At 59.2% G+C, this 1,146-nt stretch carries 1 pseudogene; it reads right to left on the reverse strand.

From position 1 onward, the window contains the following. Positions 1-143 precede the first annotated feature (143 nt). Positions 144-949: pseudogene (locus AB3X86_RS38165) on the reverse strand (IS5 family transposase). Between the last annotated feature and the right edge of the window lie 197 nt (positions 950-1,146).

Raw genomic sequence — 1,146 nt, forward strand, 5'->3', positions numbered from 1 at the left:
AAACGCGGTTGCAAAATCAGGCAAAAAAACGCATTCTTGAGTCCCTTCGAAATCGCGTTTCGGGGCCATTCCAGGTGGCCTCATTACGCCGATCATCCCCGGCTCGATTACGCCGATCCGTGACAGCAGCTTAAGAGACGGATTCAAAAAGGCTGCTCCGCCCGTCTGAAAATCTTCCCGCAGGCGGGGGAGCAACCGAATTTGAGAAGTGCTTTGTGAATGTCGGCCCGACGTTCGAAGCGAATGCGAAGACGACGGAAGTCGTGAGACCACGCATGAGCACGTTCGACAACCCAACGGAATTTTCCCAGAACGCTCCCGTGTTCTGTGCGGCGCCTGGCAATACGCGGCGTGATGCTTCGCTCGCGAAGTCTCTGGCGATGCCTCGCAGTCATAGCCACGGTTTGCGTAGATGACCATGGGCTTCTAAAGCGGCCGGCCACGTACGCCGCCAATCGGTGGAATGGCGTCAGGCAGCGGCAGCAACTGGGTGACGTCGTTACGATTCGCCCCAGTGAGGATCGCGCCGACAAAGACGCCATTGGCGTCTACGAGGACGTGGTGCTTGGAGCCTGGGCGCGATCCGTGGGGCTCGGACCAGCTTTTCGCCCGCCCCAACGGCTCGCACAGCCAAAGAGTCGACGGCTGCTCGGCTGAAATCGAGTTCGCCTGCCTCGCGTAACTTCGGCAGCAGTAGCTCCTGCAGTCGTTTCCCGACGCCGGCCTTCTGTCAGTCGCGCAACCGTCGTCAGCAGGTTGAATCCGATCCAAAATCCCTATTTCGTCGACAGGTCGGGCCAGCGGATACCGGTCTCGAGCACGAACAAGATTCAGTTCAGTGCAGCTCGGCTGGCAACCGGCCTCGATTCTTCTTGCGCCGGGGTTTGGGCGACGGCAGCAATGGCTCGATCAGCGTCCAAAGTTCGTCATCAACAATCGGCGCGCCCATCCTTGGTTCCAGTTGTTCAGGTGGCCAAGGTTAAGGAAGGTCGGCAAAAGTCCTGGCATTGGGATTCCGGTGAGAGGTGGCGCCGCTTGTTCGGGCAGGGTCCCGAGATTTTTAAGTGGAACCACCGGGGCGTTCATGCTGCCGATTTGATCGCAGGCAGTGTCGCGAAGTATGCCTCATCCGGCGTGCGGTCTTCC

This window comes from Paraburkholderia sp. BR14374, assembly GCF_040948685.1.
GTDB lineage: Bacteria > Pseudomonadota > Gammaproteobacteria > Burkholderiales > Burkholderiaceae > Paraburkholderia > Paraburkholderia youngii.